The sequence below is a fragment of the Dyella koreensis genome, assembly GCF_044904565.1.
Classification (GTDB): Bacteria; Pseudomonadota; Gammaproteobacteria; order Xanthomonadales; family Rhodanobacteraceae; genus Dyella_D; species Dyella_D koreensis.
Genome location: NZ_JADIKD010000012.1, coordinates 1,163,468 through 1,188,494, shown reverse-complemented (window position 1 = coordinate 1,188,494; position 25,027 = coordinate 1,163,468). Strand labels below are relative to the sequence as shown.

Sequence of the window (25,027 nt, the reverse complement as noted above, 5' to 3'; positions counted from 1 at the left end):
ATCGCTCGGTTGTGTACGGACGTACACGCCCTCGCTCTTCCTTGCCCTGCGAACAAACGGATCCTGGCGCGGGCCATGCGGACTATGAGGGCAGGCTCCAGGGCTCGCGTAAACGTGCATCGCACGCGGATAATCAACGGAACACACCAGGGCGTGTGCTTCCTCCTCCCGCGTGAGTCACCGATGATCATCACCTCGTTGCTCGACACCGACCTGTACAAGTTTTCGATGATGCAGGTGGTGCTGCACCACTATCCGGCCGCGCAGGTCGAGTACCGTTTCAAATGCCGCAACCCCGGCGTGGACCTGGTGCCTTACATCGACGAGATCCGCGCCGAGCTGGATGCCTTGTGCAGTCTTCGCTTCACGCCGGAAGAGCTGGACTATCTGCGCAGCTGGCGTTTCATCAAGAGTGACTTCGTCGACTTCCTCGGCCTGTTCCAGCTCAATGCCAAGTATGTGGATATCTCGCCGGCGGCCAGCGGCAACGGCGAGATCGAGATCCGCATTATCGGGCCATGGCTGCACACCATTCTGTTCGAAGTGCCGCTGCTTTCCATCGTCAACGAGGTGTACTTCCGCAACACCCAGCCGGAGCTGGATATGGCGGAAGGGCGGCAGCGCCTGAAGAACAAGATCGCCTTGCTGCGTGACACCCCAGGCTACGACGGCTGCAGGATTGCCGATTACGGTTCGCGTCGGCGTTTCTCACGCCAATGGCATCAGGAGGTGGCGACGACCCTGCGCGATACGCTCGGGTCGCAGCTCGCCGGTACCAGCAATGTGTGGCTGGCGTGGAAGCTGGGCCTGACGCCGCTGGGTACGCTGGCGCACGAGTACCTGCAGGCGCATCAGGCGCTGGGGCCGCGTCTTCGAGACTCGCAGGTGGCGGCGCTGGAAACCTGGGCCAAGGAATACCGCGGCGATCTCGGTATTGCGCTATCGGATGTGTACGGCCTCAGTGCCTTCCTGCGCGATTTCGACATGTACTTCTGCAAGCTGTTCGACGGGACCCGGCATGATTCGGGCGATCCCTTCGCCTGGGGCGAGCGGGTGCTGGCGCACTATCGTTCGAATCGCGTCGACCCGCGCAGCAAGGTATTGGTGTTCAGCGACGGTCTGGACATTCCCAAGGTAATGCAGCTGTACACACACTTCCGCGAACGCTGCCTGCTTGCTTTCGGTGTGGGCACCAATCTCACCAACGACGTGGGGCCGACGCCGCTCAACATCGTGATCAAGATGGTCCGCTGCAACGGCCAGCCGGTCGCCAAGATCAGTGACTCGCCGGGAAAGAACATGTGCGAGGACAAGGCATACGTGACCTACCTGCGCCAGGTGTTCGAGATTCCGCAGCCGGTAGATGAAGCGGCCTGAGATGCAAACAAAAACGCCGGGCATCACCCGGCGTTTTTTCTCTATGCGCAGATGGACTCAGAACGCCGGCAGCACGGCACCCTGGTACTTCTGCTCGATGAAAGCTTTTATTTCCGGACTGGTCAGCGCCTTGGCCAGCTTCTGCACGCGCGGGTCGTCCTTGTTGTCGGGGCGGCCGACCAGGTAGTTCACGTAGGGCGAATCCTTGCCCTCGATCAGTAGCGCATCCTTGGTCGGATTGAGGCCGGCGGCCAGCGCGTAGTTGGTGTTGATCAGGGCCAGGTCCACCTCGTCCAGCGTGCGCGGCAGCATGGCGGCTTCCAGCTCGCGGAACTTGAGGTGCTTCGGGTTGGCCGTGATGTCCTTCTGCGTAGCCAGCTCGTCGTTCGGATCCTTGAGCGTAATCAGCCCGTGGCGCGCCAGCAGGAGCAGGGCGCGGCTGTTGTTGCTCGGGTCGTTGGGCAGAGTGACGGTGGCGCCGTCCGGAAGTTGATCGATGCTCTTGAGCTTGCGCGAGTACGCGCCGAACGGCTCGATATGCACGCCGGTGACGATGGTGAGATTGGTGCCACGCTGGCGATTGAATTCGTCCAGATAGGGCTTGGTCTGGAAGTAGTTGAGGTCGATCGCCTTCTCCGCCACCTGTGTGTTCGGCTGCACGTAGTCGGCGAAGACCTTGATCTCCAGCTCCACGCCTTCCTTCGCCAGCAGCGGCTTGACCTGCTTGAGGATCTCCGCGTGCGGCACGGCCGTGGCGGCCACGACGAGCTTCTGGCTGTCGCTGCTGCTACCGGAGTTGGATGACGAGCAGCCGGCCAGCGCAAGCAGGGCGGCAAGGGCGACGAGCAGCTTCTTCATGGCGACGGCTCTTGATGCGGTGCATCAGAATAGCCGTCCATACCGCTGAAAGCAAAGCAAGGTACTTGATGGTAGGAGCCCACCCTGTGGGCGAAACGGCCCAGCTGCGCAGGGCTTTCGCCCACAGGGTGGGCTCCTACAAAGACTTCAATGCCGGGTGTAGCGGGTCACGATGCGGTCGCCCAGCATTTGCAGGAGCTGCACCAGCACGATCAGCAGGATCACGGTGACCAGCATGTAGTCGGATTTGTAGCTGAGGTAGCCGTAGCGATAGGCCAGGTCGCCCAGGCCGCCCGCGCCGATGGCGCCACCCATGGCGGTATAGCCGACCAGGGCGATGGCGGTGACGGTGGTGCCGGCGATCAGGCCGCCGCGCGCCTCGGGCAACAGCACGTGGCGCACGATCTGCCAGGTGCTGGCACCCATCGCCTGGCTCGCTTCGATCACGCCTTGTTGCACTTCGCGTAGCGCGGTTTCCACCAGGCGGGCGAAAAACGGTGCGGCGCCGATCACCAGCGGCGGAATGGCGCCGCGGATGCCGAGCTTGGTGCCCACCAGCACATAGGTCAGCGGCATCAGCACGATCATCAGGATGATGAAGGGGATCGAGCGCAGCACATTCACTACCAGCGACAGTGCGGCGTACAGCTTGGGCATGGCGCGTAGCTGGCCCTTGCCGGTGAGGTAGAGCAGCACACCCAGTGGAAGGCCGATCAGCACGGTGAGCAGCAGCGAGCCGCCGAGCATCAGCAGGGTATCGATGCAGGCGTGGCCGATTTCCGCCCAGTCGTCGATATTGGGAAACAGGCTTTGCAGGAAAGGGGCGGTCATCGCGCGAGCTCCTCGATTTCGATACCGGCTTCGCGCAGCGTGGCGAGCGCAGCGTCCACGCCGTTACCCTGCATGGCGAGGGTGAGCTGGCCGTAGGGCAGGTCCTTGATGCGGTCGACGCGGCCGGCAAGGATGTTGAAATCCACACCGGTTTCGCGCGCCACGCGACCCAGCGCTGGTGTCCAGGTGGCTTCGCCGCGGAAGGACAGGCGCAGGATGCGGCCGGGAATGTGCGCATACAGCGCATGTTCGCCAGCGGCTTCTTCCGGCAATGCCTCATTGACGAAGCGTCGCGTGGTGGGATGCGTGGGATGCAGGAACACGTCGGCCACCGAGCCATGCTCGACGATGCGGCCTGCGTCCAGCACGGCAACGCGATCGCAAACGCGGCGTACCACATCCATCTCATGCGTGATCAGCACGATGGTGAGTTTCAGTTCGCGGTTGATCTCGGCCAGCAGTTCCAGCACCGAGGCGGTGGTTTGCGGATCGAGCGCGCTGGTGGCCTCATCGCAGAGCAGGATGGACGGCCGATTGGCCAACGCGCGGGCGATGCCTACGCGCTGCTTCTGGCCGCCCGAAAGCTGCGAAGGGTATTTATTGGCGTGCGCAGTCAAGCCTACGCGCTGCAGCAGCTCGTCTACGCGGGCACGGATCTTTGCCGCGTCACGCTCGCCGGCCAGGCGCAGCGGGAAGGCGATATTGTCGGTGACCGTCTGTGAGGACAGCAGGTTGAAGTGCTGGAAGATCATGCCGATGCGCCGGCGCTGTGCGCGCAGCTCGGCGTCACCCAGCGCGGTCATGTCGGTATCGCCGATCAGGATGCGGCCGCCGCTGGGGCGTTCCAGCAGATTGATCAGGCGGATCAGCGTGGACTTGCCCGCACCGGAATGCCCGATGATGCCGAACACCTCGCCATCGGCGATGTCCAGGCTAAAGGGCTGCAGGGCGGGAAGGTCCTTGCCGTCGACGCGGTAGGACTTGTGGACATCGACAAAGCGGATCACGACGGGCCTTGGACAGTGACCGGGACGGGCATTCTATGCCAGGTTCCCTTGTCCTTGGCGTAGACTCATCAGCCGACCAACAGCGGAGCTCGGCCATGACCACGGTCTACGATTTCAGTGCAAAGGATATCGACGGCAACGAGCGCTCGCTGAGCGAGTGGCGTGGCAAGGCCATGCTGATCGTCAACGTCGCCTCGAAGTGCGGCTTCACCCCGCAATACACCGGCCTGGAAGCCTTGTGGCGCGCCCAGAAGGATCATGGCCTGGTGGTGCTTGGCTTTCCTTGCGACCAGTTCGGTCATCAGGAGCCGGGCGACGAAGCCGAGATCAAGAACTTCTGCAGCACCAGCTACGACGTCAGCTTCCCGGTCTTTTCCAAGATCGAGGTGAATGGCGACAAGGCCCACCCGCTCTACAAATGGCTGAAGAGCGAGGGCAAAGGCATCCTGGGCAGCGAGTCGATCAAGTGGAACTTCACCAAGTTCCTGGTCAATCGCGAGGGCGAAGTGGTGAAGCGCTACGCGCCTACCGATACCCCTGAAAAGATCGGCAAGGATCTCGCCGCTCAGTTGACCGGCTGATTCGCGGTAGCGTTGGCCTGCGCTGCCGCCGGCTGTGGCGCGTCGGTACGCAGGCCGGCCAGCATCACGGCGATCGCATCGATGTCGCGGCTCGCGCCAGGCGAGCCGGGCGGCGGATCGTAGTTGTTGAGCATGATGACGAAAGCCAGCCGCTCGCCGCCCGCCGTGGTGACATAACCGGCCAGGCTATGCACTAGATTCATGCTGCCGGTCTTGGCCTGCACATTGTTTTCCGCCGGCGTATTGCGCATGCGCCATTGCAGGGTGCCGTCGACGCCGGCCAGGGGCAGCGCCTGGCGCAAGGTGGTGGCATACGACTGCGAAGCGAGAAAGGCCAGCAGGCGCGCCATCGCATTCGGTGTACTCAGGTCGCGCCGCGACAGGCCGGTGCCTTCTTCGATGAGTGTGGCTGTGGGTGCGACGCCCATGCGTTCGAGCAATTGGCGCAGGCCGCGGATACCCCAGTTCTCCGTGGTGAGGAAGCCGTTGGGTGGCGATGGCCCTTGCATGGCGTCGGCCTGCGCGCGTACGCCGGCGATCAACAGCAGATTCTGCAGATAGAGGTTTTGCGAGCGCTTGAGGCCGCGCTGCAGGATCTCGCCCACCGGTGGCGACAGTACTTCGGCGACAGCTGATGTGTTCGCGCGCAAGCCTTCGCTGCTCTGCGGCCAATGCAATGAGCGAAGCCCGCCCTGAATGCGGACGCCATGGCGCGCCAGCGCTTTCAGCAACTGATTGCCGGCGAGCAGGGCGGGATCGAACGACGCCAGCTTGAAACGCTGCGCGGGCGCTCGTGCAGCGATGCTGCCAAACGCATACAGCGTGTTGTCGCCGGGCGCGCGATAAAGATTGATGTCGTTGCGCAGCTGCGGTGCGCCCGTGGTCATGCGGTTCACCACGCTCGGCACGGCGCCGGCGGGGTCCAGCGCCACGATGGCGGGGCGTCCTTCGCGTGCTGCCGGGGTGATCGTCACATCGACTTGGTTCTCCTGCACGCTGAGCGCGGAGGCGGGCACGGCGAACCAGCTCTGCAGATCGATCGCTTCCCAGCCGGAGCCCATCGGCGGGCTGGCGAAATAGCTGTCGTCGGCAATGAGATCGCCTTTGACGCGCTGGATGCCGTGCTCGGCCACCTGCTTCGCCAACTGATCGGCCCAGTTCGCGGTGGAGGCATCCGCGCCCAGTGTGGGGTCGCCCATGCCATAGAGAATCAACGGGCCGTCCAGCATGCCGCTGTGTAGCTTGTCGCCGGCCAGCACGCGGGTGGGAATGCGGTAGTCGGCGCCGACTTCGCTGAGCGTCAGCGCGGCGGTGAATAGCTTGGCGGTGGAAGCCGGCTGGAAAAGTTGATCCGCGTTGTGCGCATAGAGCGTGCGGCCGTTATCGAGCGACACGACGGCGATACCCCAGTTGGCGCCTGCGAAACGCGGCTGGCGGATGTGCGCGTCGATGCGCGTAGCCAGATCCTGCGCACTTTGTACAGGCGCATCCTGGGCGGCTGTCGCGGCGATTGGCAGCGACAGCGCGACTGCGATGAGCAGCAGTAAACGGCGTCCCGGCGACATAGCTTTCATGGCCGCAGTATGGCGTGAACGCTTTCCGGCAGCCACGCCTGTCGTTGGCGCAGGCGCCAGCCGATAAGGCCGAGACTCAGGCCGCGCATCGCCATGAATGCGAGGAACGCCAGCCACAAACCGTGATTGCCCCAGCCGCGCGCGAACCATGCCAGCAACACGAACAGCAACACCGATACCAGCATGCCGTCGCGCATCTCGCGTGCCCGTGTGGCGCCGATGAACAGCCCGTCCAGCAGGTAGCTCCACACCGCGACCACTGGCAAGGCGGATAGCCAAGGCAGATAGCGGTAGGCGGTTTCGCGAACCTCGGGCAGGCTGGTTTGCAGGTTGATGAACCCGTGTCCGGCGAGCGCAAAGAGCAGGGCGTAGCCGATGCTGCCGAACAACGACCAGCCACCCGCCACCACTAGTGCGCGTCGCAACGCCAGGCGGTCGCGCGCGCCGATGGCATGTCCGCAAAGAGCCTCCACCGCATTGGCGAGCCCGTCCAGGCCGAACGCGGTGAGCATCAGGCCATTCAACAGCAAGGCATTGGCGGCAACGGTGGCATCGCCCAGTCGTGCACCCAGCAGGGACAGGCTGAAGAACACACCCTCCAGCGCCAGCGTGCGCAGGAAGATGTCGCGATTCACCATCAACAGCGGACGCCAGTGCGCGAAGCCACGCATGGCGCGCCAGTCGACCTGTCCTGCCAGACCGCGCAGAGCGCGCCGCGCGCACCACAGACCATAGATGGCACCCAGCCATTCGCCGCAGGCGGATGCCAGCGCGATGCCAGGCACGCCCCATCCAAGACCGAGCACGAAGACGAGGTTGAGTGCGATGTTCGCGATGTTGGTGACCAGCAGCAACGCCAGCGTGGTGCGTGCACGTTGCGCGCCGATAAACCAGCCGGCCAGTGCGTAGTTGAGCAAGGCCGCGGGTAATCCCAGCAGGCGGATATGCAGATAATCCAGGCTGCGCGCCGCAAGCGGCGGCGTGGAATGCATCTGCCCGATCATCCACGGCAGCAGCGGCAGCATCAGGGCGCCAACCACTACGCCGAGCACGGCGGCCAGCAGCAGCGCCTGCGCCTGCACGGTGCGGAGAGCCGCGCTGTCGCCCGCGCCACTGGCCTGCGCCGCGAACCCGGTGGTGCCCATGCGCAGGAAGCCCAGGCTCCATACCGGCAGGGCATAGATCGCGCTGCCCACGGCCACGGCGCCGAGGTCCTGGGTCTGCGGCAAATGGCCCGCCACGGCGCTATCGACCAGTGCCACCAGCGGCACGGTCAGATTGGACAGGATCATCGGCACGGCCATCGCCCAGACCCGTTGATGGGTAGGGCGATGGCGCCAGGCGTCGAGTATCGGGGGCATGGGCGGAAACGTTGGAAGGCAGGCCATTCTGGCACGGTGCATTTCAGCGGGGCTTGCCATGGATGTTAGGCTTGTAGCCTCATGCCGGAGTCAGCCGGCCCCATCCGTACTTGCGAGAAGATCATGCAGATTTCCGAGCGCTCCGTCGCCTCTTTCCACTACACGCTGACCGACGACCAGGGTCAGGTCATCGACAGCTCCGAGGGCCGTGAGCCGCTGACCTACCTGCATGGCACCGGTCAGATCGTGCCCGGCCTGGAGAAGGCGATGGAAGGCCGTCAGGCCGGTGACCAGTTCAAGGTGGACGTGGCGCCTGAGGAAGGTTACGGCGTGCATCACGCCGAGCTGATGCAGGAAGTGCCGCGCGAGGCCTTCCAGGGTGTGGATGATATCCAGCCGGGCATGCAGTTCCAGGGTCGCGGCCCGCAGGGCGTCATCAACGTCACGGTGACCAAGGTCGATGCCGATAAGGTGCACATCGACGGCAACCATCCGCTTGCCGGCAAGACCCTGCACTTCGCCATCGAAGTGACCGACGTGCGCGATGCCAGCGAAGAAGAACTTGCGCACGGCCACGTGCACGGCGAAGGCGGCCATCACCACTGAGGCCACCGATCGCGCCGGTCCGGCCGGATCGGCGCGACACCCACGCTAAGCGGCTCCCGCGGAGCCGCCACTCAAGGATCGAGCCGCCATCATGCGGGAGCGCTTGCGCATAGCTATCGTGGGGTATGGCGCCGCCGGACAGGCGGCCGCCCTGTTTCTTTCCGCGCAAGGCCACGCGTTGAGCGTGTACGAACAGGCCCCTGCACCGGGGCCGGTGGGCGCGGGTTTTCTGCTGCAGCCGACAGGGCTGGGCGTGCTGACCCGGCTCGGGTTGCACGAGCAGGCGCTGGCGCGGGGCCAGCGCGTCGAACGGCTGCACGGCGTCAATCGCCACGGCCGGCGTGTGATGGACATGCGTTATGCCGACCACGCACCGGATTGCTTTGGCCTCGGGCTGACTCGCGGCAGTCTGTTTACGCTGTTGCGCGATGCCTATGCGGATGCATCGCGAATCCATACCGGCACCTGCATCGAATCGTTGACTGAAGACGGCTCGTGTCTGCGTGACAGTCAGGGCGGTCTGCATGGGCCGTTCGATCTGATTGTGGCGGCCGATGGCGCGCATTCGCGCCTGCGTCAGGGTGTGCCGCAGCAGGTGCGTCGACAGATCGTGTATCCCTGGGGCGCACTGTGGTGTCTGCTGCCGGCCGAAGACTGGCTGCATCGCACCGAGCTGCGTCAACGCTATGGCGGTACGCGCGAAATGATCGGACTGCTGCCGGTGGGGCAACGCGCGGATCGCGAAGGTCAGTGGTTGACGTTCTATTTCAGCTTGCCGGGCGAGCAGGTCGATACTTTCGACGCGACGGGACTGACGCGTTTGCGTGAACGCGTCGCGGCGCTATGGCCAGAAGCCATGCCGTTGCTGGAGCACGTTACGGCGCACGATCAGTTGCATCGCGCGCGTTATCGCGACGTGGTGTTGCGCACGCCCTTGCATGGCCGACTGGTCTTTCTCGGTGACGCGGCGCATGCGATGAGTCCGCAACTGGGGCAGGGCGTGAATATGGCGCTGCTGGATGCGGAGGCATTGTCGGACGCGCTGGCGGCCAGTCCGAGTGTCGATATCGCACTACAGGATTATCGACGCCGCCGTCGTCATCATCTGGCGGTCTATCAACGGATGAGCCGCTGGCTGACGCCCTTGTTCCAATCCGACAGCGATGGCCTGGCGCGGTGGCGTGACGCGCTGTTTCATCCGTTGAGCCGTTTGCCGCTGGCGCGTGGGCAGACGCTGAAGATTTTGACCGGCACAAAGAAAGCCTGGTGGCGTTGACCACCAGGCTTTGTTGTCGCGGCGAAGATCAATACCAGTCGAGCAGCGAGACGCCGATGCCCAGGTAAGTGGCATTGTGGTTGTAGTCGATCATGCTTTCGCCATAACCCTTGAACAGCTCCATATAGCCACGCAGGTTGCCGGATATCGGGAAGGCCCAGGTGAACTGGCCGGCGCCATGGCTGCGGCTGCCGCCGCGCAGTGAGTGACGCAACATCAGGCCAAATTCCTGACCATTCCATTCATGCACGATCTGCATGTCGGCGCGTCCGACATAATCGGTGATGTCCGGATTGTTGTCGTCCTTGCGGTTTTCCGGCACGCGCCACCAGGGGCGCAGCATCACCGTCCATCCATCGCGCTCCAGGCCGATATTGGCGATCACACGGTTCCAGCTGCGCGAGAGAGGATCGCCGCGGCCATTGGATTGATGGTTGAAGCCAATGCCGAGCAGGCGGCCGTCCCAGCCCGCAATCTGGTAATTGGTGTTGAACATCAGCAGAGCTTCGGGCTCGTAGTTGGTTTCGCGGAACGGACTCGAATGCTTGCTGTTGTATGCCTGCCAGCGCGAGGACTGGGTATAGCCGACCCATAGATCGCCCGCATCGCCGAACACACCCTGCCAGATTTTGGTCTTCAGGCTGAGCTGGAATTTCGTCTCGATGTTCTGCAGCGGCTGCGGAGTGGTGACGGTATTTTGCGGATTGGGGCTGTGCGGCATGTCGTTCTGGTTGCTCGTGGCGAACAACGGCATGACGTACAGCGGTTTGTAGCCGCGAAGGTTGTAGGTGCCCAGTTTGCTCTCGGGCGACAGTTCCCAGCGGGAATCGAGCAAGGAAAGTGGGCGCGATACCTCGGGGTTGCCCGTTTGCGTGGTTTCGTGCGCGTCCTTCTCGTTGCCGAACACACGAGACGTCGCCGCAGTCGCATTGTTTTTCTTCTGGCCGGCGGGCAGGTTGACGCGACCGGTGGCGTGGTCATAGCAGGCCAGGCGCTGCGCATCGCTCTCGATGGCGGTGCAAGCGCGGATATCCATCGGATCCGGATTCTGGGCGTGGCTTGGGCTGCTGGCCAGCGCCGTGGTTAGCACGGCCGTCATCAACAGCATCGGTCGCGTCATGGCGTACTCCATGTCAGGGATGAACCAGTGGGCGCATGACGCCGCACACGAAAACGCCGGCCGCGTCGAACCGCGGCCGGCGTCAAAGGTGCCGGAAGCTTAGCGCTGCTTCAACCAGCGGGCGTAGGCAGCTTTGCTCAGATGCTTGCTGCCGCCCGAGGCGTGCAGGAAGTCGTTGGCTAGTGGCGGGTAGGCCGATGCATCATCTTCTGTGACGTAAGCCTTGCCGCCTGACAACTGGGCGAAGTCCGGCGGCGGGCCGGCATCCTTCACTGGCGGGACGCTGGAGTTGATGGTGACCTGGGCCTGTTGCGGGCTGGCGCTGGCCTGTCCGGTCGGAGCCGGCGCAGTCATCGGAGCCTGTTGTGTCGGCGGAGGCGGTGTGTTTTGTGTGGGTGGCGGTGGAGGGGGCGACATCGGCTGGTTCTGTGCCAGCAGCGAGCCGGCGAACAGCATCGAACCAGAGACGAGAAGGGTAAGCAGTGGTTTGCGGGATTTCATCATCGATACTCCATGCCAGAATCACTGGCTCGAGGACGGAAGGCGTGGGAATCGAAAGCGGCTCAAGCCGCGGCACATCCCGCGCTGTGGACACGCTAACAAAGGCTGGGTAAATGCCTGCACAACATTTGCGCCCTGATGACGTGAAGACTATGTCTTCGTTGTCTCCCGCTTCATCTCCAACGATCAGTCTCAGCCTGTCGCAGGCACAACGCGTGCAGCTGGCGGCACAAGGTTTGCTGCGCGCGCCGCGCAAACGTGCGAAGCGCGCCGATGTGGTGGATGCGATCGCCCGCATGCGGCTGTTGCAGATCGATACCATCCATGTCGTGGCGCGCAGCCCTTATCTGGTATTGCATTCGCGACTCGGTGACTACGAGCCGGCATGGCTGGATGAAGCGTTGGCGCAAGGAAAGTTGGCGGAATGTTGGGCGCATGAAGCCTGTTTCGTCACTGCCGCCGACTATGCCTGGCAGCGCGCATGGCGCGGACAGCGTGAAGGGCATTGGGCGCATCGCCATGCGGCACGCATGCATCGTGAACAGCGCGAGGGCATGGATGGATTGCTGGAGCGCATCCGCGACTCCGGTCCGGTGCGCGCGGCTGATTTCGCGAGCGAGAATCGCGGCGTCAGTGGCTGGTGGGCGTGGAAGCCGGAGAAACGCTGGCTGGAAGCATGGTTCGCGCTGGGCGACCTGATGGTGGCGCGACGCGATCGCTTCCAGCGCGTGTATGACCTGGCGGAGAACGTCATCGCGCGGCTCGATCCGCCACTGGATGAAACAGCTGCGACGCTGGATCACGTCGCGCTACGTCGCCACTTCGTTCTCGACAGCGTGCGTGCCTTGGGTATCACGCAGGCGCGCTGGATCGCCGATTACTATCGTTTGAAGCCAGCAGTGACCGAGCAGGAGCTGGCGCCGCTGGTAGCTTCGGGCGAGCTGCTCAAGGTGTCGGTGCATGGCTGGACGGTGCCGGCCTATGTGCATGCCGATCATGCGGAGCTGCTGGGGCAGGCCGCGCAGGGCCGGCTTCGCGCGACGCATACCGTGTTGTTGTCGCCCTTCGATCCGCTGGTATGGGATCGCGCACGCGTGCTTGCCATGTTTGGCTTCGAGTACACCATTGAGTGTTACGTGCCGGCACCCAAGCGGCGCTATGGCTATTACGTCCTGCCGATCCTGCATCGCGGCAGCCTGGTGGGGCGTCTCGATGCCAAGGCGCATCGGACCGAAGGTGTGTTCGAAGTGAAGTCACTGCATCTGGAAGCCGGTGTGGAGCCTTCGCCGGCGCTGTTGTCGTCTCTGGCCGAGGCCATTGCCGCGACCGCGCAATGGCATGGCACTCCGAAGGTCCGCCTGGGCCGATGCCAGCCTTCCGGCATCGCATCGGCCCTGCGGGCGCTGTGGCGGGGTTAGTGGATCAAGGCTTGGCGCTGCTGGTGGCTGTTGCGGGGCCGGTGGCGCAGGACTTGCCGTGCAGGGCCTGGTGCAACTGACCGGCCAGCGAGGTGCAGCGGCGCTCAAGCTGCGGGCGGATCGTCGGGTCGAGCGAGTCCTTCAACAGGCTCTCGCGCATAGCCTCGTAGCGCCCCTCGATCTGGTCCGGGGCGTAAATGCCCGCGGCCTGGTGGCAGGCCATATACGAGGCCAGATAGTCGTCGCAGGCCTGGATACCGGTGTTGTCCGGCAAAGACTGCGTGGCGGCCTTGGCCGGGCGGGGCTTGCTGACGGAGGCGCCGCCGCTGCGGGTGGTGGTGCTTTGGGAGCTGGTGGCCGAGGAACTGCCGGTGGCGGCTGGGGCGGTGCCCGGACGCGTCGTTTTGTCGGCGCAGCCGGCCAGGACAAGTCCACCGGACAGGATGATCAAAGCAAGGCGTGAAGGCAGGCTGGACATAGTGGATCTCCTCGACTGGCGGGCCCGGGGCGGGCGTGTCCGCGCGGATTGGGACAGCCTTGAAGGGCTGTGTGAAAGCAGGCGCAATAGACAATGCGACGCGTAAAGAAAAGCTGAATCAGGCTGCCATAAATGGAAATAAAAGATGTCGCGGCTGCTTTTTTTGAATGCCATAGGTAACTCTATTCAGCCGGGGAAAACCCCGGAATCGCGTTTCCACAGGGATACAGGTATGATTCCAGCACTGTGTTTGCCGGGGTCACCAGAGTTTTGTGACCCGATGCCGCTGATCAGCGATCTGCTACATCGCCTCACCCCTAGGGTCTTCCTTGCACACCAGTAAGCCGGCTAACCCGGTTGGGCTGGCCGAGTCTCATTAAAACCTTATGGAGTGATTTACATGTCTGATCGTCAGATCGGTACCGTCAAGTGGTTCAACGACGCCAAGGGCTTCGGCTTCATCAGCCGTGACAACGGCCCCGACGTCTTCGTGCATTTTCGTGCCATCCAGGGCAATGGCTTTAAGAGCCTGCAGGAAGGCCAGAAGGTGAGCTTCAAGGTTGTGCAGGGCCAGAAGGGCCTGCAGGCTGATGAAGTGCAGGCGGCGTGATTTAATCCGCCCCATGTACGTGAAAAAGCCAGGCAGCGATGCCTGGCTTTTTTTATGCATGGCGCCGGCCGCATTAACTGTGACCATTAGCTACTTGCATTTAAGAAAATCCGCTATGCTCATTTGACTGTGTTTGTCAGGTCACGTGCGTGCCCCGGTGTCTGGTTCCCAAGAGCCCCGCATCGCCTCACCCGATTCCCTGCATGCCCAGTAAGTCGTCGGCCAAAGGGGAGGCTGACTTGTCTCAGTAACGAGCCAATCGGAGTGAGTCATGTCGGATCGTGAAACTGGCACTGTTAAGTGGTTCAACGACGCCAAAGGTTTTGGCTTCATCAGCAGGGAAAGTGGCCCGGATGTGTTCGTGCATTTCCGCGCCATCCAGGGTAGCGGCTTCAAAAGCCTGAAAGAGGGGCAGAAGGTGACCTTCAAAGTGGTCAATGGCCAAAAAGGTCTGCAGGCCGATGAAGTCGTGCCCGCCTGAATTCAGGACATGTTTGTTGAAAAGGGCCGGCGCAAGCCGGCCCTTTTTCTTGTGTGGTGTGGCTGGCTTGAATCGACTTCGCTAGCCTGCAGGTAATCTCACTTCATTAATTTGGAAACGTCCGGTGCAGGAATCACAGGCTGCCATGTCCACTCCATTGGTTTCCGCGACGCTCCCAGTGATTGCCGCGGATGGCGCAAAGGCCGACCTGCTGCTGGTAGCGCCTTCAAGCATGCCGACGGGGCTGCTGTACTGGCTGCCGGCGATGGGCGTTGCGGCGAAGCACTACCTGCCGCTGGCCGAGGCGCTGGCCGCGCGTGGCATCGCCGTGGTTCTGCACGAATGGCGCGGCATTGGATCCAGCGATCAGCGGGCGGGGCGGCACAATGACTGGGCGTACCGAGAGTTGTTGCAGACCGACCTGCCGGCAGGCATCGCCGTCGCGCGCGAGCGTTTCGCCGATTTGCCTTGTTGGCTCGGTGGCCACAGTCTTGGGGGTCAGCTCGGTTCGCTCTATGCCAGCCTGCACCCGGGCGAACATGCCGGTATCGCGCTGGTGGCGAGCGGTTCGCCGTATTGGCGGCGCTTCCGCCAGGCCTATCTGGTCGGGCTTAGCTATGTACTGGCGCCATGGCTGGCACGCTTGATCGGGTATTTGCCCGGACGGCGGATCGGTTTCGGCGGCAACGAGGCACGTAGTGTGATCGCCGACTGGGCGCGCAGCGGGCGTACTGGCCGTTATGCGGCAGCCGGTGTGCCGATGGACTTTGAAGCACGCCTTTCCGAGCTCGATCTGCCGGTACTTGCTTTGCGTCTGCGTGACGACTGGCTGGGGCCCGAAGCATCGCTGACATGGCTGCTGGGAAAGATGTCTCGCGTTCATGCCAAGCAGGAAGTACTGACACCGCAGGATCTGGATGGCACCTCAGCCGATCACTTCGCCTGGATGAAATCGCCGGAAGCGGTTGCCACGCGTATGGCCCGCTGGATGGTGGCAGCCGTGAAGGCGGACACAAGGAGTGCTGCGGCCTCTTGAAGCGCGGCTTCTGTGCCGGCATCTGCAATGCAATTCTCTTTCAGGCAGCCCTGATGAATCTCTATACCCCGCTGACCCAGCGCAGCCTCACCTTGCGCAATCGCATCGTGGTCGCGCCGATGTGCCAGTACTCCGCCGTGGACGGCATGCCGGACGACTGGCATTTGGTCCATCTCGGCAGCCGCGCGGTTGGTGGCGCCGCCGCGGTGATCGCGGAGGCCACGGCGGTCTCCGCCCAAGGCCGTATTTCGCCTTCGGATGTGGGGCTGTGGAACGACGCGCAACGCGATGCGTGGCGACCGATTACGCGCTTCATCACTGCCCAGGGCGCCATTCCGGGCGTGCAGTTGGCGCATGCGGGGCGTAAAGCCAGCGTGCATCGGCCATGGGAGGGCGGCGGTCCCTTGAGCGCGGTGCAGGGGGCCTGGGCCACGGAGGCGCCGTCGGCGATTCCGTTTGATCAGGGATGGCATACGCCGCAGGCTCTGGATGACGCGGGTTTGCGCACGGTGGTGGCGGACTTCCGCGCGGCCGCCAAGCGCGCGTTCGCGGCCGGCTTTCAGCTGGTGGAGCTGCATGCGGCCCACGGCTATTTGTTACACCAATTTCTGTCGCCGCTAAGCAATCATCGCGACGATGCTTACGGCGGCAGCTTCGAGAATCGCACGCGCCTGTTGCGCGAAGTGATTGCCGCGGTACGCGAGGTATGGCCGGCTGAATTACCGTTGTGGGTGCGTATTTCTGCCACCGACTGGCACGAAGGTGGCTGGGATATCGAGCAGAGCGTGCGGTTGGCGCGAGAGTTGAAGGCCTTAGGTGTGGATTTGATCGATGTCTCCAGCGGTGGTCTGGTGCCGCACGTGAAAATCCCGCTGGGGCCCGGCTACCAGGTGCCGTTCGCGGCGCGCATCCGCCGTGAAGCCGGTATCGCCACCGGTGCTGTGGGCCTGATCACCGAAGCTGGCCATGCCGCCGACATCATCAACGACGAAGACGCCGACGTGGTGCTGATTGCTCGTGAGAGTCTGCGCGACCCGTACTTCCCACGCCGCGCGGCGCAGGAACTGGGTGCGAAGATCGAAGCGCCGGCGCAATATCAGCGAGCCTGGTAAGCGAAGTTCAATACACAAAGGAATCCGCATGGAACAGACCCCGACCCTGATCGAAGGACGCCTGCACGACCTCGGCGATGGCTTCACCGTGCGCCGCCTGCTGCCGGTGTTGCTGGCGCGGCATGTGGGGCCGTTCGTGTTCTTCGACCTGATGGGGCCAGTGGATTTTGCGCCGGGGCGCGGCATGGACGTGCGGCCACACCCGCATATCGGCCTGGCTACGGTGACCTGGCTGTTCGATGGTGCGATTCGCCATCGCGACACGGTGGGCAGCGTGGCGGATATCCGTCCGGGCGAAGTGAACTGGATGACCGCGGGGCGGGGCATTGCGCATTCGGAGCGCACGCCGCCCGACGAGCGTCGCGATGGCCAGCGCATGCATGGCGTCCAGGTGTGGGTGGCGTTGCCGCAGAAGGACGAAGAGGTCGATCCGGAGTTCCATCATCACGATGCCGACGCCTTGCCGCGTATCCGCAAGCCCGGTGCCGAACTGGTGCTGATTGCGGGGACCGGCTACGGCGAGCGCTCACCGGTGAAGGTGTTCGCGCCGATGTTCTTTATTGAAGCGACCTTGGAGGCGGGCGCCGAGCTCGCGTGGCCGGACGAACACATCGAGCGCGGTCTCTGTGTGATCGAGGGAGAGGTAAGCTGGGATGGCCTGACCGTTCCTGCCACACACGCCGCAGCGCAGACAGGGGCGACCGCGGCTCCGATCAAAGCCACCACGGCCAGTCGCGTAATGCTGTTTGGCGGTGCGCCGCTGGATGGCGAGCGGCATCTGTGGTGGAACTTCGTGTCGAGCCGCAAGGAGCGCATCGAGCAGGCCAAACTGGAATGGCAGGAGCAGCGCTACGGCAAAGTCGCAGGTGACGAGGTGGAATTCATTCCGCTACCCATCCGCTGATGCTGCGGCGGCGCATGCAATGGCGTGGGCGGCGGATTACCCTCGCCGTCACGGCATTACGGGGATAACGCATGTCCGGGTTCGCCAGCTTTCGTGATTTTTATCCGTACTACCTGACCGAGCACAGCAACCGCAATTGCCGGCGCATGCATTTCGTCGGCAGTACGTTGGTGCTGCTGGTGCTGGTACTGGCCATCGTTACGGGGCGCCTTGCCTGGTTGTGGCTGGCACCGGTGGCGGGTTACGGCTTTGCCTGGATAGGGCATTTCGTGTTCGAGAAAAACCGGCCAGCCACCTTCAGCCACCCGCTCTACAGCTTGATGGGCGACTGGGTGATGTACTGGCAGATTCTGCGCGGCAAAGTGCGGATCTAAGGCGCTCCGTTCCCTGTAGGAGCGCACCCTGTGCGCGATGGCTTTCGCTAACAGTCGCCCACAGGGTGGGCTCCTACATCGGCGGATGCGGGGGTATTGAGCGCCTGCTCAGCGGTACTTTTGATGGCAGGATTGGCAGGTTTCGCCCACCGGCTTGAGGGCCGCGGTGAGCGCAGCGCAATCCGCCGGCGCGGCTTGTACGGCGGCCTGGATCTGGTTTTGCAGATGCTGCGCTTCATCGGTAAAGCCCTGTTCCACCCCGGGGAAGGCCGCGGTGATATCCGTGGAGGCGGCCAGCAAGCGGCCTAGCTGCTCGCGGTTCTGCGTGGCGTCGCAGCGCTGGGCTTTCACCGCATTGCGCAGGTCGCCCACGTGATGCGCCATGACCACCATGACCGCATGCGGGAACGGGTTACGTTGCTTGATCGCATTCATGCCGAAGACCGTGCCGATGATGCCGATGGCGAGTCCGAGAACGATCAATAGCGCTGCACGCATGCGTGAAACTCCGGGCTGGTATGGAAAGGCGGGGAGGGTAGCACGCGCCCTGCGGGCGCTCATTCGGCGGCGCGGATAGAATGGCGCGTCCCGCAAACCCCTGGAGTACGTTTGTGATGTCCGGCCTTCGATTTCATCCTGCCAGTTGCCGTGCCGTGGTGAGCGCATGAGCGCGATCGCGTTTCCGGCCGAGCGCTTTCAGGGCGTCGAGCGCTTGTATGGCGTCGGCAGTATCGACCGGCTGCAGCAGGGGCATGTCTGCGTGATCGGTATCGGCGGTGTCGGTTCGTGGGCGGCCGAGGCGCTGGCGCGCAGTGGCGTAGGCCAGCTCACGCTGATCGATGCGGATGAGGTCTGTGTTTCCAACACCAACCGTCAGTTGCACGCATTGGATGGCGAGTACGGCAAGACCAAGGTCGGGGTGATCGCTGCGCGCGCGAAGGCGATCAATCCGGCGATCCAGATCGAGGCCATCGAGCGTTTCCTGACGCCCACCACCCTGGATGAATTGCTTGATCGGGGCTACGACGTTGTGCTCGACGCCTGCGACGCTTTTAGGGTGAAGCTGGAAGCCATCGCCTGGTGCCGTCGGCGCAAGCTGCCGATCGTATCGGTGGGCTCGGCGGGCGGTCGCACCGATCCCACGCAGATTCGCGTGCGAGACCTGTCGCGTACGGAACACGATGCGATGTTCAGCCTGATCCGGAAAAAGCTTCGCCAGGATTTCGGCTTCCCGCGCAATCCTGACCGTTATTTCGGTGTATCCGCTGTGTACTCGTTACAGAACGTGCAATACCCGCAGCCGGATGGCACCGTGTGCGGCACGCGTCCGCCGGGCGGCGACGCGCTCAATCTCGCTTGTGGTGGCGGCCTGGGTGCGGCCACTCATGTCACCGGGGCATTTGCCTTCGCGGCGGTGGGCAAAGTGATGGAGAAGCTGCTCGATCCCCGGAAGTAGAGCCGGCGTCGCCGCCGACTCTCCATCACCGATCCCCGTACTTACCAACCCATGTAATGGCCACCATTGATGGCCAGGTTGGTGCCGGTGATCCAGGCGGCTTCTTCGCCGGTGAGGAACGCGACCGCGTGTGCGATTTCCTCCGGCTTGCCCAGGCGGCCGACCGGGATCTGCGCCACGATCTTCTCGCGCACCTCTTCCGGCACGGCCATCACCATGTCGGTGCCGACATAGCCGGGCGATACGGTATTCACGGTGATGCCGAATTTGGCGTTTTCCTGCGCCAGCGAAATGGTGAAGCCATGCATGCCGGCCTTGGCGGCGGCATAGTTGGCCTGGCCGTACTGACCCTTCTGGCCGTTGATCGAGCTGATCTGCACGATGCGGCCCCACTTGTGCGAACGCATGCTTTCGATCACCTGACGGGTGACGTTGAAGCAGGCATTGAGGTTGGTGTTCACCACATCCATCCACTGCGCGTAGGTCATTTTGTGGAAGGTGGTGTCGCGGGTGATGCCCGCGTTGTTGATCAGGATCTCGACCGGACCCAGCTTGGCTTCGACTTCGCGCACCATGCTTTCGCACGAGGCCGGATCGGAGACGTCGCCCTGAACCATGAAAACGTCGATGCCTTCCTGCGTCATCGCCTGGCGCCAAGCCTCGGCCTTGGCGGCATCACGATAGTTAGTGGCGACGCGGTGCCCTTGCCGGGCCAGATACCGAACGATGGCTGTGCCAATGCCACCCGTGCCACCCGTGACCAATGCCGTGCGCTGCGTCATGCCTTGCCTCCAGAAGTCCACTGATAACGATGACCCGGTCGTGCTACCGGGCCGCACGCCATGTATATCGTTTCAACATGGCAAATCGTCTACGGGAGGCACGCTGCCGGCCGCGTGGTGCGACGGGTCGGGGCAGCCGTTTCTTTATAGCGGTTTATGCGGCCGAACGTTCGCTGCAGTGCGGCAAAAAAGTGGGATCGAAGCGATCGAGTGCGTGGGTCAGCAGCGTTTCGGCATTCGGGGCCTCACTGGGGCACGGCAAGTCGAGAAAGGCCAGCGCGTTGCGCAATGCCGGCAACGGGTCAACCGGGTCCACCGGATGGGCGCGTTCGGACTTGGATAATTTGCGGCCGCTCGCATCCAGCGCCAGCGGCAGATGGAGGTAATCCGGCGTCGGCAGCCCCAGGCATCGCTGTAGCCATATCTGCCGTGGAGTGGAGTCGAGCAGATCGTTGCCGCGGACTACCTGGGTCACGCCCTGCCAGGCATCGTCCACGACGCAGGCGAGCTGGTAGGCATAAAAGCCCTCGACCCGTTTGATCACAAAATCACCAGCGGCATCGTGCAGGTTCTGTGTTTGCGGGCCCTGCAGGGCGTCGTCGAAGCGGATCTCCAGGTCCGGCGAACGCAGGCGCCAGGCCGGTGCCCGGTCAGGGTCGGGTCCGGCCACACATCGGCCGTCGCGATGCAGGCCGCCCTGGTCCGCTAGATCCTGGCGGCTGCACCAGCAGGGAAAGACCTGGCCGGCCGCGCGCAGTTGCTCGAAGGCGGCGTCATAGGCTGCTGTGCGCTGCGACTGATAGAGCACCGGCTCATCGGCGACCAGGCCGAAGGCGGGCAGAGCAGCCAGGATGCTTTGCGCCGAGCCGGGCACCTCGCGTGGCGGGTCGATGTCCTCCATCCGCAACAGCCACCGGCCACCGGCGTGCCGTGCGCACAGCCAGCTCGCCACGGCGGCGACCAGGGAACCGAAATGGAGATGGCCGGTCGGAGAAGGGGCGAAGCGTCCGCGATAGTTCATGCACTTAGTTTACGGTGATGCCGAACCGTTCCAGCTCTTGAAACTGCGCCGCTTCGCCACGATTCTTGATGGGCGGCCGTAGCCGCATCCCCTTTCATGACTGCCCGAGAGACAGCCATGCGTCGCATCGCACTGTTCCTGCTTACCAATATCGCCGTCCTTCTGCTGCTCAGCATCGTGTGCCGTATCTTCGGCATCGATCAGTGGGCCGCCGCCCGTGGTTATGGCGGCATGGGAGGTCTGCTCGTCTATGCCGCTGTGTTCGGCATGGGTGGCGCCTTCATTTCGCTGGCCATGTCCAAGTGGACTGCCAAGATGTCCACCGGGGCTCGCGTGATCGAGCAGCCGCAGAACGACGCCGAGCGCTGGCTGGTCGATACCGTGCGCCGCCATGCCCAGAACGCGGGCATCGGCATGCCTGAGGTCGCCATCTACGACGCGCCGGAAATGAACGCGTTCGCCACCGGCATGACCAAGAACAGCTCACTGGTGGCGGTGAGCACCGGCCTGCTGCAGCAGATGGATCGCGAACAGGTTTCCGCCGTGCTCGGCCATGAGATCGGCCACGTCGCCAACGGCGACATGGTGACCCTGACCCTGGTCCAGGGCGTGCTCAACACCCTGGTGATCGTGGCCGCGCGCATTGTCGGCCGGTTGGTCGACAGTTGGTTGTCGGGTGGCCGCGATCGTGATGGCGGCGGTATCGGTTACTTCGTGTCGGTGATGGTGCTGCAACTGGTGTTCGGCCTGTTCGCCTCGATGATCGTGATGGCGTTCTCGCGCTGGCGCGAGTTCCGCGCCGACGCTGCCGGTGCGACGCTGGCCGGTCGCGGTTCGATGATCTCGGCGCTGCAGCGTCTGCAGGCCAACCACGGTGAGAGCACCTTGCCGCAGACCATGGCGGCGTTCGGCATCGCTGGCCACCTGGCGACGGGCTTCAAGCGCTTGTTTATGAGCCATCCGCCGCTGAAAGAGCGCATCGCCGCGCTGCAGAACGCGTCGCCACACGCCTGATTCACGCGGCCGGTCTATAGACTGACCGCGTCGAACAACCCTCCATCATCCCGGTCCAGCCGGGATGATCTCTTTTGAACGAAGCAAACTCCCGCACGTCCGGATACGTCACCTATGAACGCACCCGCTGAAACCCGCAAATTCGAAGCCGAAGTCGCCCAGGTGCTGCACCTGGTCACCCACTCGCTGTATTCTCACAAGGAAATTTTCCTGCGCGAATTGATCTCCAACGCCTCCGATGCCTGCGACAAGCTGCGCTTTGAGTCGATCGCCAAGCCCGAGCTGCTGGCGGGCGACAGCGAGCTGCGCATCGACGTGAGCTGGGACCCGGAGGCGCGCACTGTCACCGTGCGCGACAACGGCGTGGGTATGGGCCGCGACGAAGTGGTCGCCAATATCGGCACCATCGCCAGCTCCGGCACGCGCCGTTTTCTGGAAGCGATGAGCGCCGAGCAGAAGACCGATGCGCGCCTGATTGGCCAGTTTGGTGTGGGTTTCTATTCCGCTTTCGTGGTCGCCGACCGCGTTACCGTGCTCAGCCGCCGTGCCGATTTGCCGGCCGGCGAGGGCGTGAAATGGGAAAGCGACGGCAAGGGCGAGTATTCGCTGGAGCAGGTCGAGCTGGCTGAGCGAGGTACCGCTGTGATCCTTCACCTGAAGGCGGACGAGGATGAATTCCTCAAGCCGTGGACGCTCAAGTCGCTGATCACGCGCTACTCCGATCACGTGGCTTTCCCGATTCGCCTGCCGCTGGAAAAGGACGGCAAGCCGAGCGATGAGTGGGAAGCGGTGAATGCCGCTTCCGCGCTGTGGACCAAGCCCAAGTCCGAGATCAGCGACGAGGACTACCAGAGCTTCTACAAGTCCCTCGGCCACGATTTCAACGACGCGCTGGCCTGGACGCATAACCGCGTCGAAGGCAGCCAGAGCTTCACCACGCTGCTCTACATTCCTTCGCAGCCGCCGTTCGACCTGATGATGGGCGGGCGCGACGAGCGCAAGGGACTCAAGCTCTACATCAAGCGCGTTTTCATCATGGACGCGGCGGAAGAGTTGTTGCCGAACTACCTGCGCTTCGTGCGCGGTGTGGTCGATGCGGACGATCTGCCGCTCAACGTCAGCCGCGAAATCCTGCAGCAGAACCGCCAGCTGGAGCGCATCAAGGCCGCCTGCGTGAAGCGCGTGCTCGACCTGATCGAGAAGCTGGCCCGCGACGAGCCTGAGAAGTTCACCACTTTCTACAAGGCTTTCGGCAACACGCTGAAGGAAGGCATTGCCGAAGACGCCACCAATCGCGAGCGCATCGCCAAGCTGCTGCGCTTCGCTTCGACCAAGGGCGAGGGCAGCACACAGAGCGTGTCATTCGACGACTACATCGGTCGCATGGCCGTGGGTCAGGACACCATCTGGTACATCACCGCCGATAGCCATGCGGCCGCCGCCGGCAGCCCGCAGCTCGAGGCCTTCAAGGCCAAGGGCATTGAAGTGTTGCTGATGTCCGATCGCATCGACGAATGGATGCTCGGCAGCCTCCATGAATATGCCGGCAAGAAACTGAAGAACGTCGCCAAGGGCGAGCTGGCGCTGGATGAAGCGGACAAGAAGCAGCAGGAAGAGGCCAGCAAGGTCGCCGAGCCGCTGCTCAAGAAACTGAAAGAGCTACTGGGCGATCGCGTGTCCGACGTGCGTGTCTCAGCGCGCCTCACCGACTCGCCTTCCTGCCTGGCGTTGTCCGACTACGAAATGGCACCGCATCTTGCGCGCCTGCTGCGCGAAGCAGGTCATGACATGCCGGAAAGCAAGCCAACGCTGGAAATCAATCCGCAACACGCACTGCTCAAGCGGGTTGAGGCCGAAACCGACGACGGCAAGGCAAAGGATCTGGCGAATCTGCTGCTGGAGCAGGCCGAGATTGCCGCCGGTGCTCCGCTGCCCGACCCAGCGGCCTTCGTGCAGCGCATGAATCGGGTGTTGTTGGGATAATTGAATGCCAGACGCCAGCATGATCCCCGCTGGCGTCTGGCGGCCGTTGTAACGGATAGCAAAAGTCCGCGCCGTTCAACCCGCCAATGCTTTCGCCAGCCGTGCAATGCGCCTGGCTTCGATGCCGATCTCGCGCAGTTGCCCTGTAGGCGAGGGATGTTGTCCGCAGAAAAACAGGCCCGTAGCGCCGCTGGACTGACCGGTGACGCGAGGTCGGCCTTGCGTATCGAGTGTGTCCGGCGCATCTGGCAGGAGTGGATGCAGGTTCGGCCGAAAACCGGTGGCGAGGATCACGGCATCGAAGGGTTCGGCGACGGGCTCACCCGCCAGGATGGGTGAAGTCGCAAACACCACGCCTTCGCGGGTGAAGCGTTCGATGCCGCCTCGCACCTTGATGCTGCCGTCGCGGATGCGCGCCAGCGTGCCGATGTCGAGCAGGGGAATCTTGCCGTCTTCGGCGATCATCTGACGAGGGCCTTTGGAGGAAATGGTCAGGCCCAGGCCTCGAGTGGATCCCACGGCAAGGCGAATGGCCGGCGCGTTGAGTGCATCGGCCAAGCGCGGAGGCAACCACGCTTGCGCGATGGCCCAGGTCAGAAGCGGAAGGCCAAGCAGGTCGCGCGGCAGGATGCGTACCGCGCCTCGCACTGCCATGGTTACGTCGACGCCGTTATCGACCAGGTCCAGGGCGATCTCACCGCCGGAGTTACCGAAGCCCACCACCAGCACGCGCTGGCCCGCGTAAGGCGCGGCGTTGCGGTAGTCGGCGCTGTGGATCACTTTGCCGACGTAGTCGCTTTGTCCAGGCCAAATGGGTATGTGAGGGAAATCCGCCCAGCCGGTGGCGATCACCACGGTGGGCGCCGTCCACGTTCGTGTGCCGGCGTTCACATGCCAGCTGTTGCCCGTGCGGTGGATCGTTTGCACCGCGCAGCCAAATTCCGGTCGTAGTCTGAAGTGCGCGGCATAGCTTTCCAGATAAGCGACCACTTGCGCGCGTGAGGGATAACGTGGGTAGTGGCGCGGCATCGGTAGACCGGGCAGTGCCGAATGGCCGCGATCCGTGTGCAGATGCAGGCGGTCGTAATGTCGCCGCCAGACCGCTCCCACGGTGTCGGCTTTCTCGAGAATGGTTGCGCGCAGGCCCTGTCGGCTCAGCATTGCCGCGCAAGCCAGGCCTGCAGGGCCAGCACCGATCACCAGGGCGTCCGTGTCGTTCATGGCCTGAACCTCATCCCCTGCGGTGTGACGGATTATGGCGGTGTT

At 63.5% G+C, this 25,027-nt stretch carries 26 protein-coding genes; 14 read left to right on the top strand and 12 right to left on the bottom strand.

The window, feature by feature from the left end:
- Positions 1-183: 183 nt before the first annotated feature.
- A complete protein-coding gene (pncB, locus tag ISS97_RS20370; protein ID WP_379984351.1) occupies positions 184-1,377 on the top strand; it encodes a nicotinate phosphoribosyltransferase in 1,194 nt (397 codons plus the stop codon).
- A gap of 57 nt (positions 1,378-1,434) precedes the next feature.
- On the opposite strand, the gene ISS97_RS20365 is transcribed toward pncB, so the two are convergent.
- From ISS97_RS20365 to ISS97_RS20355, 3 genes are all read right to left on the bottom strand, one after another.
- Complete coding sequence (locus tag ISS97_RS20365; protein WP_379984352.1) at positions 1,435-2,235, bottom strand: MetQ/NlpA family ABC transporter substrate-binding protein; 801 nt, start codon at positions 2,233-2,235, stop codon at positions 1,435-1,437.
- Between the two features lie 147 nt (positions 2,236-2,382).
- A complete protein-coding gene (locus ISS97_RS20360) occupies positions 2,383-3,066 on the bottom strand; it encodes a methionine ABC transporter permease (RefSeq protein WP_379984353.1) in 684 nt (227 codons plus the stop codon).
- Positions 3,063-4,073, bottom strand: coding sequence for a methionine ABC transporter ATP-binding protein (locus ISS97_RS20355; RefSeq protein WP_379984354.1), 1,011 nt, complete (start codon positions 4,071-4,073; stop codon positions 3,063-3,065). Before ISS97_RS20355 ends, ISS97_RS20360 begins: the two co-directional genes overlap by 4 nt.
- 95 nt (positions 4,074-4,168) lie before the next feature.
- Between ISS97_RS20355 and ISS97_RS20350 the strand changes: the two genes are divergently transcribed.
- Positions 4,169-4,654 carry a glutathione peroxidase gene (locus tag ISS97_RS20350; protein WP_379984355.1) on the top strand — a complete coding sequence of 162 codons (486 nt, stop codon included), beginning with the start codon at positions 4,169-4,171 and terminating at the stop codon, positions 4,652-4,654.
- Here ISS97_RS20350 and dacB read toward each other — a convergent pair.
- The gene (gene dacB / locus ISS97_RS20345; RefSeq protein ID WP_379984356.1) at positions 4,639-6,228 is read right to left on the bottom strand and encodes a D-alanyl-D-alanine carboxypeptidase/D-alanyl-D-alanine endopeptidase; all 1,590 of its coding nucleotides are present in this window, start codon (positions 6,226-6,228) and stop codon (positions 4,639-4,641) included. The genes ISS97_RS20350 and dacB overlap by 16 nt on opposite strands.
- Complete coding sequence (locus ISS97_RS20340) at positions 6,225-7,589, bottom strand: MATE family efflux transporter (RefSeq protein ID WP_379984357.1); 1,365 nt, start codon at positions 7,587-7,589, stop codon at positions 6,225-6,227. Before ISS97_RS20340 ends, dacB begins: the two co-directional genes overlap by 4 nt.
- Positions 7,590-7,712: 123 nt before the next feature.
- Here ISS97_RS20340 and ISS97_RS20335 point away from each other — a divergent pair, with 123 nt between their 5' ends.
- Both ISS97_RS20335 and ISS97_RS20330 read left to right on the top strand, forming a co-directional pair.
- Positions 7,713-8,195, top strand: coding sequence for an FKBP-type peptidyl-prolyl cis-trans isomerase (locus ISS97_RS20335; protein WP_379984358.1), 483 nt, complete (start codon positions 7,713-7,715; stop codon positions 8,193-8,195).
- 91 nt (positions 8,196-8,286) lie between these two features.
- Positions 8,287-9,471, top strand: a complete 1,185-nt coding sequence (locus ISS97_RS20330) for an FAD-dependent oxidoreductase (RefSeq protein WP_379984359.1) — start codon at positions 8,287-8,289, stop codon at positions 9,469-9,471.
- 28 nt (positions 9,472-9,499) lie between these two features.
- On the opposite strand, the gene ISS97_RS20325 is transcribed toward ISS97_RS20330, so the two are convergent.
- Together ISS97_RS20325 and ISS97_RS20320 are read right to left on the bottom strand one after the other, a co-directional pair.
- Positions 9,500-10,591, bottom strand: coding sequence for a phospholipase A (locus tag ISS97_RS20325; protein WP_379984360.1), 1,092 nt, complete (start codon positions 10,589-10,591; stop codon positions 9,500-9,502).
- A gap of 99 nt (positions 10,592-10,690) precedes the next feature.
- Complete coding sequence (locus ISS97_RS20320) at positions 10,691-11,092, bottom strand: hypothetical protein (protein ID WP_379984361.1); 402 nt, start codon at positions 11,090-11,092, stop codon at positions 10,691-10,693.
- 152 nt (positions 11,093-11,244) lie between these two features.
- Here ISS97_RS20320 and ISS97_RS20315 point away from each other — a divergent pair, with 152 nt between their 5' ends.
- A complete protein-coding gene (locus ISS97_RS20315; protein ID WP_379984362.1) occupies positions 11,245-12,510 on the top strand; it encodes a winged helix-turn-helix domain-containing protein in 1,266 nt (421 codons plus the stop codon).
- Between the two features lie 4 nt (positions 12,511-12,514).
- Here the strand turns inward: ISS97_RS20315 and ISS97_RS20310 are convergent, their stop codons facing one another.
- Positions 12,515-12,988, bottom strand: coding sequence for a hypothetical protein (locus ISS97_RS20310; protein ID WP_379984363.1), 474 nt, complete (start codon positions 12,986-12,988; stop codon positions 12,515-12,517).
- A gap of 400 nt (positions 12,989-13,388) precedes the next feature.
- Between ISS97_RS20310 and ISS97_RS20305 the strand changes: the two genes are divergently transcribed.
- The 6 genes from ISS97_RS20305 to ISS97_RS20280 all read left to right on the top strand — a co-directional run bounded on the left by ISS97_RS20305 (position 13,389) and on the right by ISS97_RS20280 (position 17,505).
- Positions 13,389-13,598, top strand: a complete 210-nt coding sequence (locus ISS97_RS20305) for a cold-shock protein (RefSeq protein ID WP_090450316.1) — start codon at positions 13,389-13,391, stop codon at positions 13,596-13,598.
- A 271-nt stretch (positions 13,599-13,869) separates the two neighbouring features.
- The gene (locus ISS97_RS20300) at positions 13,870-14,079 is read left to right on the top strand and encodes a cold-shock protein (protein ID WP_090450315.1); all 210 of its coding nucleotides are present in this window, start codon (positions 13,870-13,872) and stop codon (positions 14,077-14,079) included.
- 145 nt (positions 14,080-14,224) lie between these two features.
- Positions 14,225-15,115, top strand: a complete 891-nt coding sequence (locus tag ISS97_RS20295) for an alpha/beta hydrolase family protein (RefSeq protein WP_379984364.1) — start codon at positions 14,225-14,227, stop codon at positions 15,113-15,115.
- Between the two features lie 53 nt (positions 15,116-15,168).
- Complete coding sequence (locus ISS97_RS20290) at positions 15,169-16,227, top strand: NADH:flavin oxidoreductase/NADH oxidase (RefSeq protein WP_379984365.1); 1,059 nt, start codon at positions 15,169-15,171, stop codon at positions 16,225-16,227.
- Positions 16,228-16,255: 28 nt separating this feature from the next.
- Positions 16,256-17,131, top strand: coding sequence for a pirin family protein (locus tag ISS97_RS20285; RefSeq protein ID WP_379984366.1), 876 nt, complete (start codon positions 16,256-16,258; stop codon positions 17,129-17,131).
- Positions 17,132-17,202: 71 nt separating this feature from the next.
- Positions 17,203-17,505 carry an Mpo1-like protein gene (locus ISS97_RS20280; protein WP_379984367.1) on the top strand — a complete coding sequence of 101 codons (303 nt, stop codon included), beginning with the start codon at positions 17,203-17,205 and terminating at the stop codon, positions 17,503-17,505.
- A gap of 108 nt (positions 17,506-17,613) precedes the next feature.
- Here the strand turns inward: ISS97_RS20280 and ISS97_RS20275 are convergent, their stop codons facing one another.
- A complete protein-coding gene (locus ISS97_RS20275; protein ID WP_379984368.1) occupies positions 17,614-18,003 on the bottom strand; it encodes a cytochrome c in 390 nt (129 codons plus the stop codon).
- A 166-nt stretch (positions 18,004-18,169) separates the two neighbouring features.
- On the opposite strand from ISS97_RS20275, the gene ISS97_RS20270 reads away from it, so the two are divergent.
- Positions 18,170-18,961 (top strand): tRNA threonylcarbamoyladenosine dehydratase, encoded by a 792-nt coding sequence (locus ISS97_RS20270; RefSeq protein WP_379984369.1) that lies wholly within the window; start codon positions 18,170-18,172, stop codon positions 18,959-18,961.
- A gap of 41 nt (positions 18,962-19,002) precedes the next feature.
- Here the strand turns inward: ISS97_RS20270 and phbB are convergent, their stop codons facing one another.
- Both phbB and gluQRS read right to left on the bottom strand, forming a co-directional pair.
- Entirely contained in the window at positions 19,003-19,743 is a 741-nt protein-coding gene (gene phbB / locus ISS97_RS20265) for an acetoacetyl-CoA reductase (protein WP_379984370.1), read from the bottom strand.
- A gap of 154 nt (positions 19,744-19,897) precedes the next feature.
- On the bottom strand, positions 19,898-20,764 hold the full coding sequence (gene gluQRS, locus ISS97_RS20260; RefSeq protein WP_379984371.1) for a tRNA glutamyl-Q(34) synthetase GluQRS: 867 nt from the start codon (positions 20,762-20,764) through the stop codon (positions 19,898-19,900).
- A 117-nt stretch (positions 20,765-20,881) separates the two neighbouring features.
- On the opposite strand from gluQRS, the gene htpX reads away from it, so the two are divergent.
- Complete coding sequence (gene htpX / locus ISS97_RS20255; RefSeq protein WP_379984372.1) at positions 20,882-21,778, top strand: protease HtpX; 897 nt, start codon at positions 20,882-20,884, stop codon at positions 21,776-21,778.
- A 114-nt stretch (positions 21,779-21,892) separates the two neighbouring features.
- On the top strand, positions 21,893-23,761 hold the full coding sequence (htpG, locus tag ISS97_RS20250; protein WP_379984373.1) for a molecular chaperone HtpG: 1,869 nt from the start codon (positions 21,893-21,895) through the stop codon (positions 23,759-23,761).
- A 75-nt stretch (positions 23,762-23,836) separates the two neighbouring features.
- On the opposite strand, the gene ISS97_RS20245 is transcribed toward htpG, so the two are convergent.
- Complete coding sequence (locus ISS97_RS20245; RefSeq protein WP_379984374.1) at positions 23,837-24,982, bottom strand: flavin-containing monooxygenase; 1,146 nt, start codon at positions 24,980-24,982, stop codon at positions 23,837-23,839.
- Positions 24,983-25,027: the final 45 nt, after the last annotated feature.

Excerpts from the sequence above, each read along its gene's own strand:
- ISS97_RS20285 (WP_379984366.1), top strand. The coding sequence starts at position 16,256 with ATGGAACAGACCCCGACCCTGATCGAAGGACGCCTGCACGACCTCGGC.
- ISS97_RS20340 (WP_379984357.1), bottom strand. The coding sequence starts at position 7,589 with ATGCCCCCGATACTCGACGCCTGGCGCCATCGCCCTACCCATCAACGG.
- phbB (WP_379984370.1), bottom strand. The coding sequence starts at position 19,743 with ATGACGCAGCGCACGGCATTGGTCACGGGTGGCACGGGTGGCATTGGC.
- ISS97_RS20300 (WP_090450315.1), top strand. The coding sequence starts at position 13,870 with ATGTCGGATCGTGAAACTGGCACTGTTAAGTGGTTCAACGACGCCAAA.
- ISS97_RS20275 (WP_379984368.1), bottom strand. The coding sequence starts at position 18,003 with ATGCGTGCAGCGCTATTGATCGTTCTCGGACTCGCCATCGGCATCATC.
- ISS97_RS20280 (WP_379984367.1), top strand. The coding sequence starts at position 17,203 with ATGTCCGGGTTCGCCAGCTTTCGTGATTTTTATCCGTACTACCTGACC.
- htpG (WP_379984373.1), top strand. The coding sequence starts at position 21,893 with ATGAACGCACCCGCTGAAACCCGCAAATTCGAAGCCGAAGTCGCCCAG.
- ISS97_RS20315 (WP_379984362.1), top strand. The coding sequence starts at position 11,245 with ATGTCTTCGTTGTCTCCCGCTTCATCTCCAACGATCAGTCTCAGCCTG.
- ISS97_RS20335 (WP_379984358.1), top strand. The coding sequence starts at position 7,713 with ATGCAGATTTCCGAGCGCTCCGTCGCCTCTTTCCACTACACGCTGACC.
- ISS97_RS20245 (WP_379984374.1), bottom strand. The coding sequence starts at position 24,982 with ATGAACGACACGGACGCCCTGGTGATCGGTGCTGGCCCTGCAGGCCTG.
- htpX (WP_379984372.1), top strand. The coding sequence starts at position 20,882 with ATGCGTCGCATCGCACTGTTCCTGCTTACCAATATCGCCGTCCTTCTG.
- pncB (WP_379984351.1), top strand. The coding sequence starts at position 184 with ATGATCATCACCTCGTTGCTCGACACCGACCTGTACAAGTTTTCGATG.
- ISS97_RS20320 (WP_379984361.1), bottom strand. The coding sequence starts at position 11,092 with ATGAAATCCCGCAAACCACTGCTTACCCTTCTCGTCTCTGGTTCGATG.
- ISS97_RS20290 (WP_379984365.1), top strand. The coding sequence starts at position 15,169 with ATGAATCTCTATACCCCGCTGACCCAGCGCAGCCTCACCTTGCGCAAT.
- ISS97_RS20350 (WP_379984355.1), top strand. The coding sequence starts at position 4,169 with ATGACCACGGTCTACGATTTCAGTGCAAAGGATATCGACGGCAACGAG.
- ISS97_RS20270 (WP_379984369.1), top strand. The coding sequence starts at position 18,170 with ATGAGCGCGATCGCGTTTCCGGCCGAGCGCTTTCAGGGCGTCGAGCGC.
- ISS97_RS20325 (WP_379984360.1), bottom strand. The coding sequence starts at position 10,591 with ATGACGCGACCGATGCTGTTGATGACGGCCGTGCTAACCACGGCGCTG.
- dacB (WP_379984356.1), bottom strand. The coding sequence starts at position 6,228 with ATGAAAGCTATGTCGCCGGGACGCCGTTTACTGCTGCTCATCGCAGTC.
- gluQRS (WP_379984371.1), bottom strand. The coding sequence starts at position 20,764 with ATGAACTATCGCGGACGCTTCGCCCCTTCTCCGACCGGCCATCTCCAT.
- ISS97_RS20310 (WP_379984363.1), bottom strand. The coding sequence starts at position 12,988 with ATGTCCAGCCTGCCTTCACGCCTTGCTTTGATCATCCTGTCCGGTGGA.
- ISS97_RS20295 (WP_379984364.1), top strand. The coding sequence starts at position 14,225 with ATGTCCACTCCATTGGTTTCCGCGACGCTCCCAGTGATTGCCGCGGAT.
- ISS97_RS20330 (WP_379984359.1), top strand. The coding sequence starts at position 8,287 with ATGCGGGAGCGCTTGCGCATAGCTATCGTGGGGTATGGCGCCGCCGGA.
- ISS97_RS20360 (WP_379984353.1), bottom strand. The coding sequence starts at position 3,066 with ATGACCGCCCCTTTCCTGCAAAGCCTGTTTCCCAATATCGACGACTGG.
- ISS97_RS20365 (WP_379984352.1), bottom strand. The coding sequence starts at position 2,235 with ATGAAGAAGCTGCTCGTCGCCCTTGCCGCCCTGCTTGCGCTGGCCGGC.
- ISS97_RS20305 (WP_090450316.1), top strand. The coding sequence starts at position 13,389 with ATGTCTGATCGTCAGATCGGTACCGTCAAGTGGTTCAACGACGCCAAG.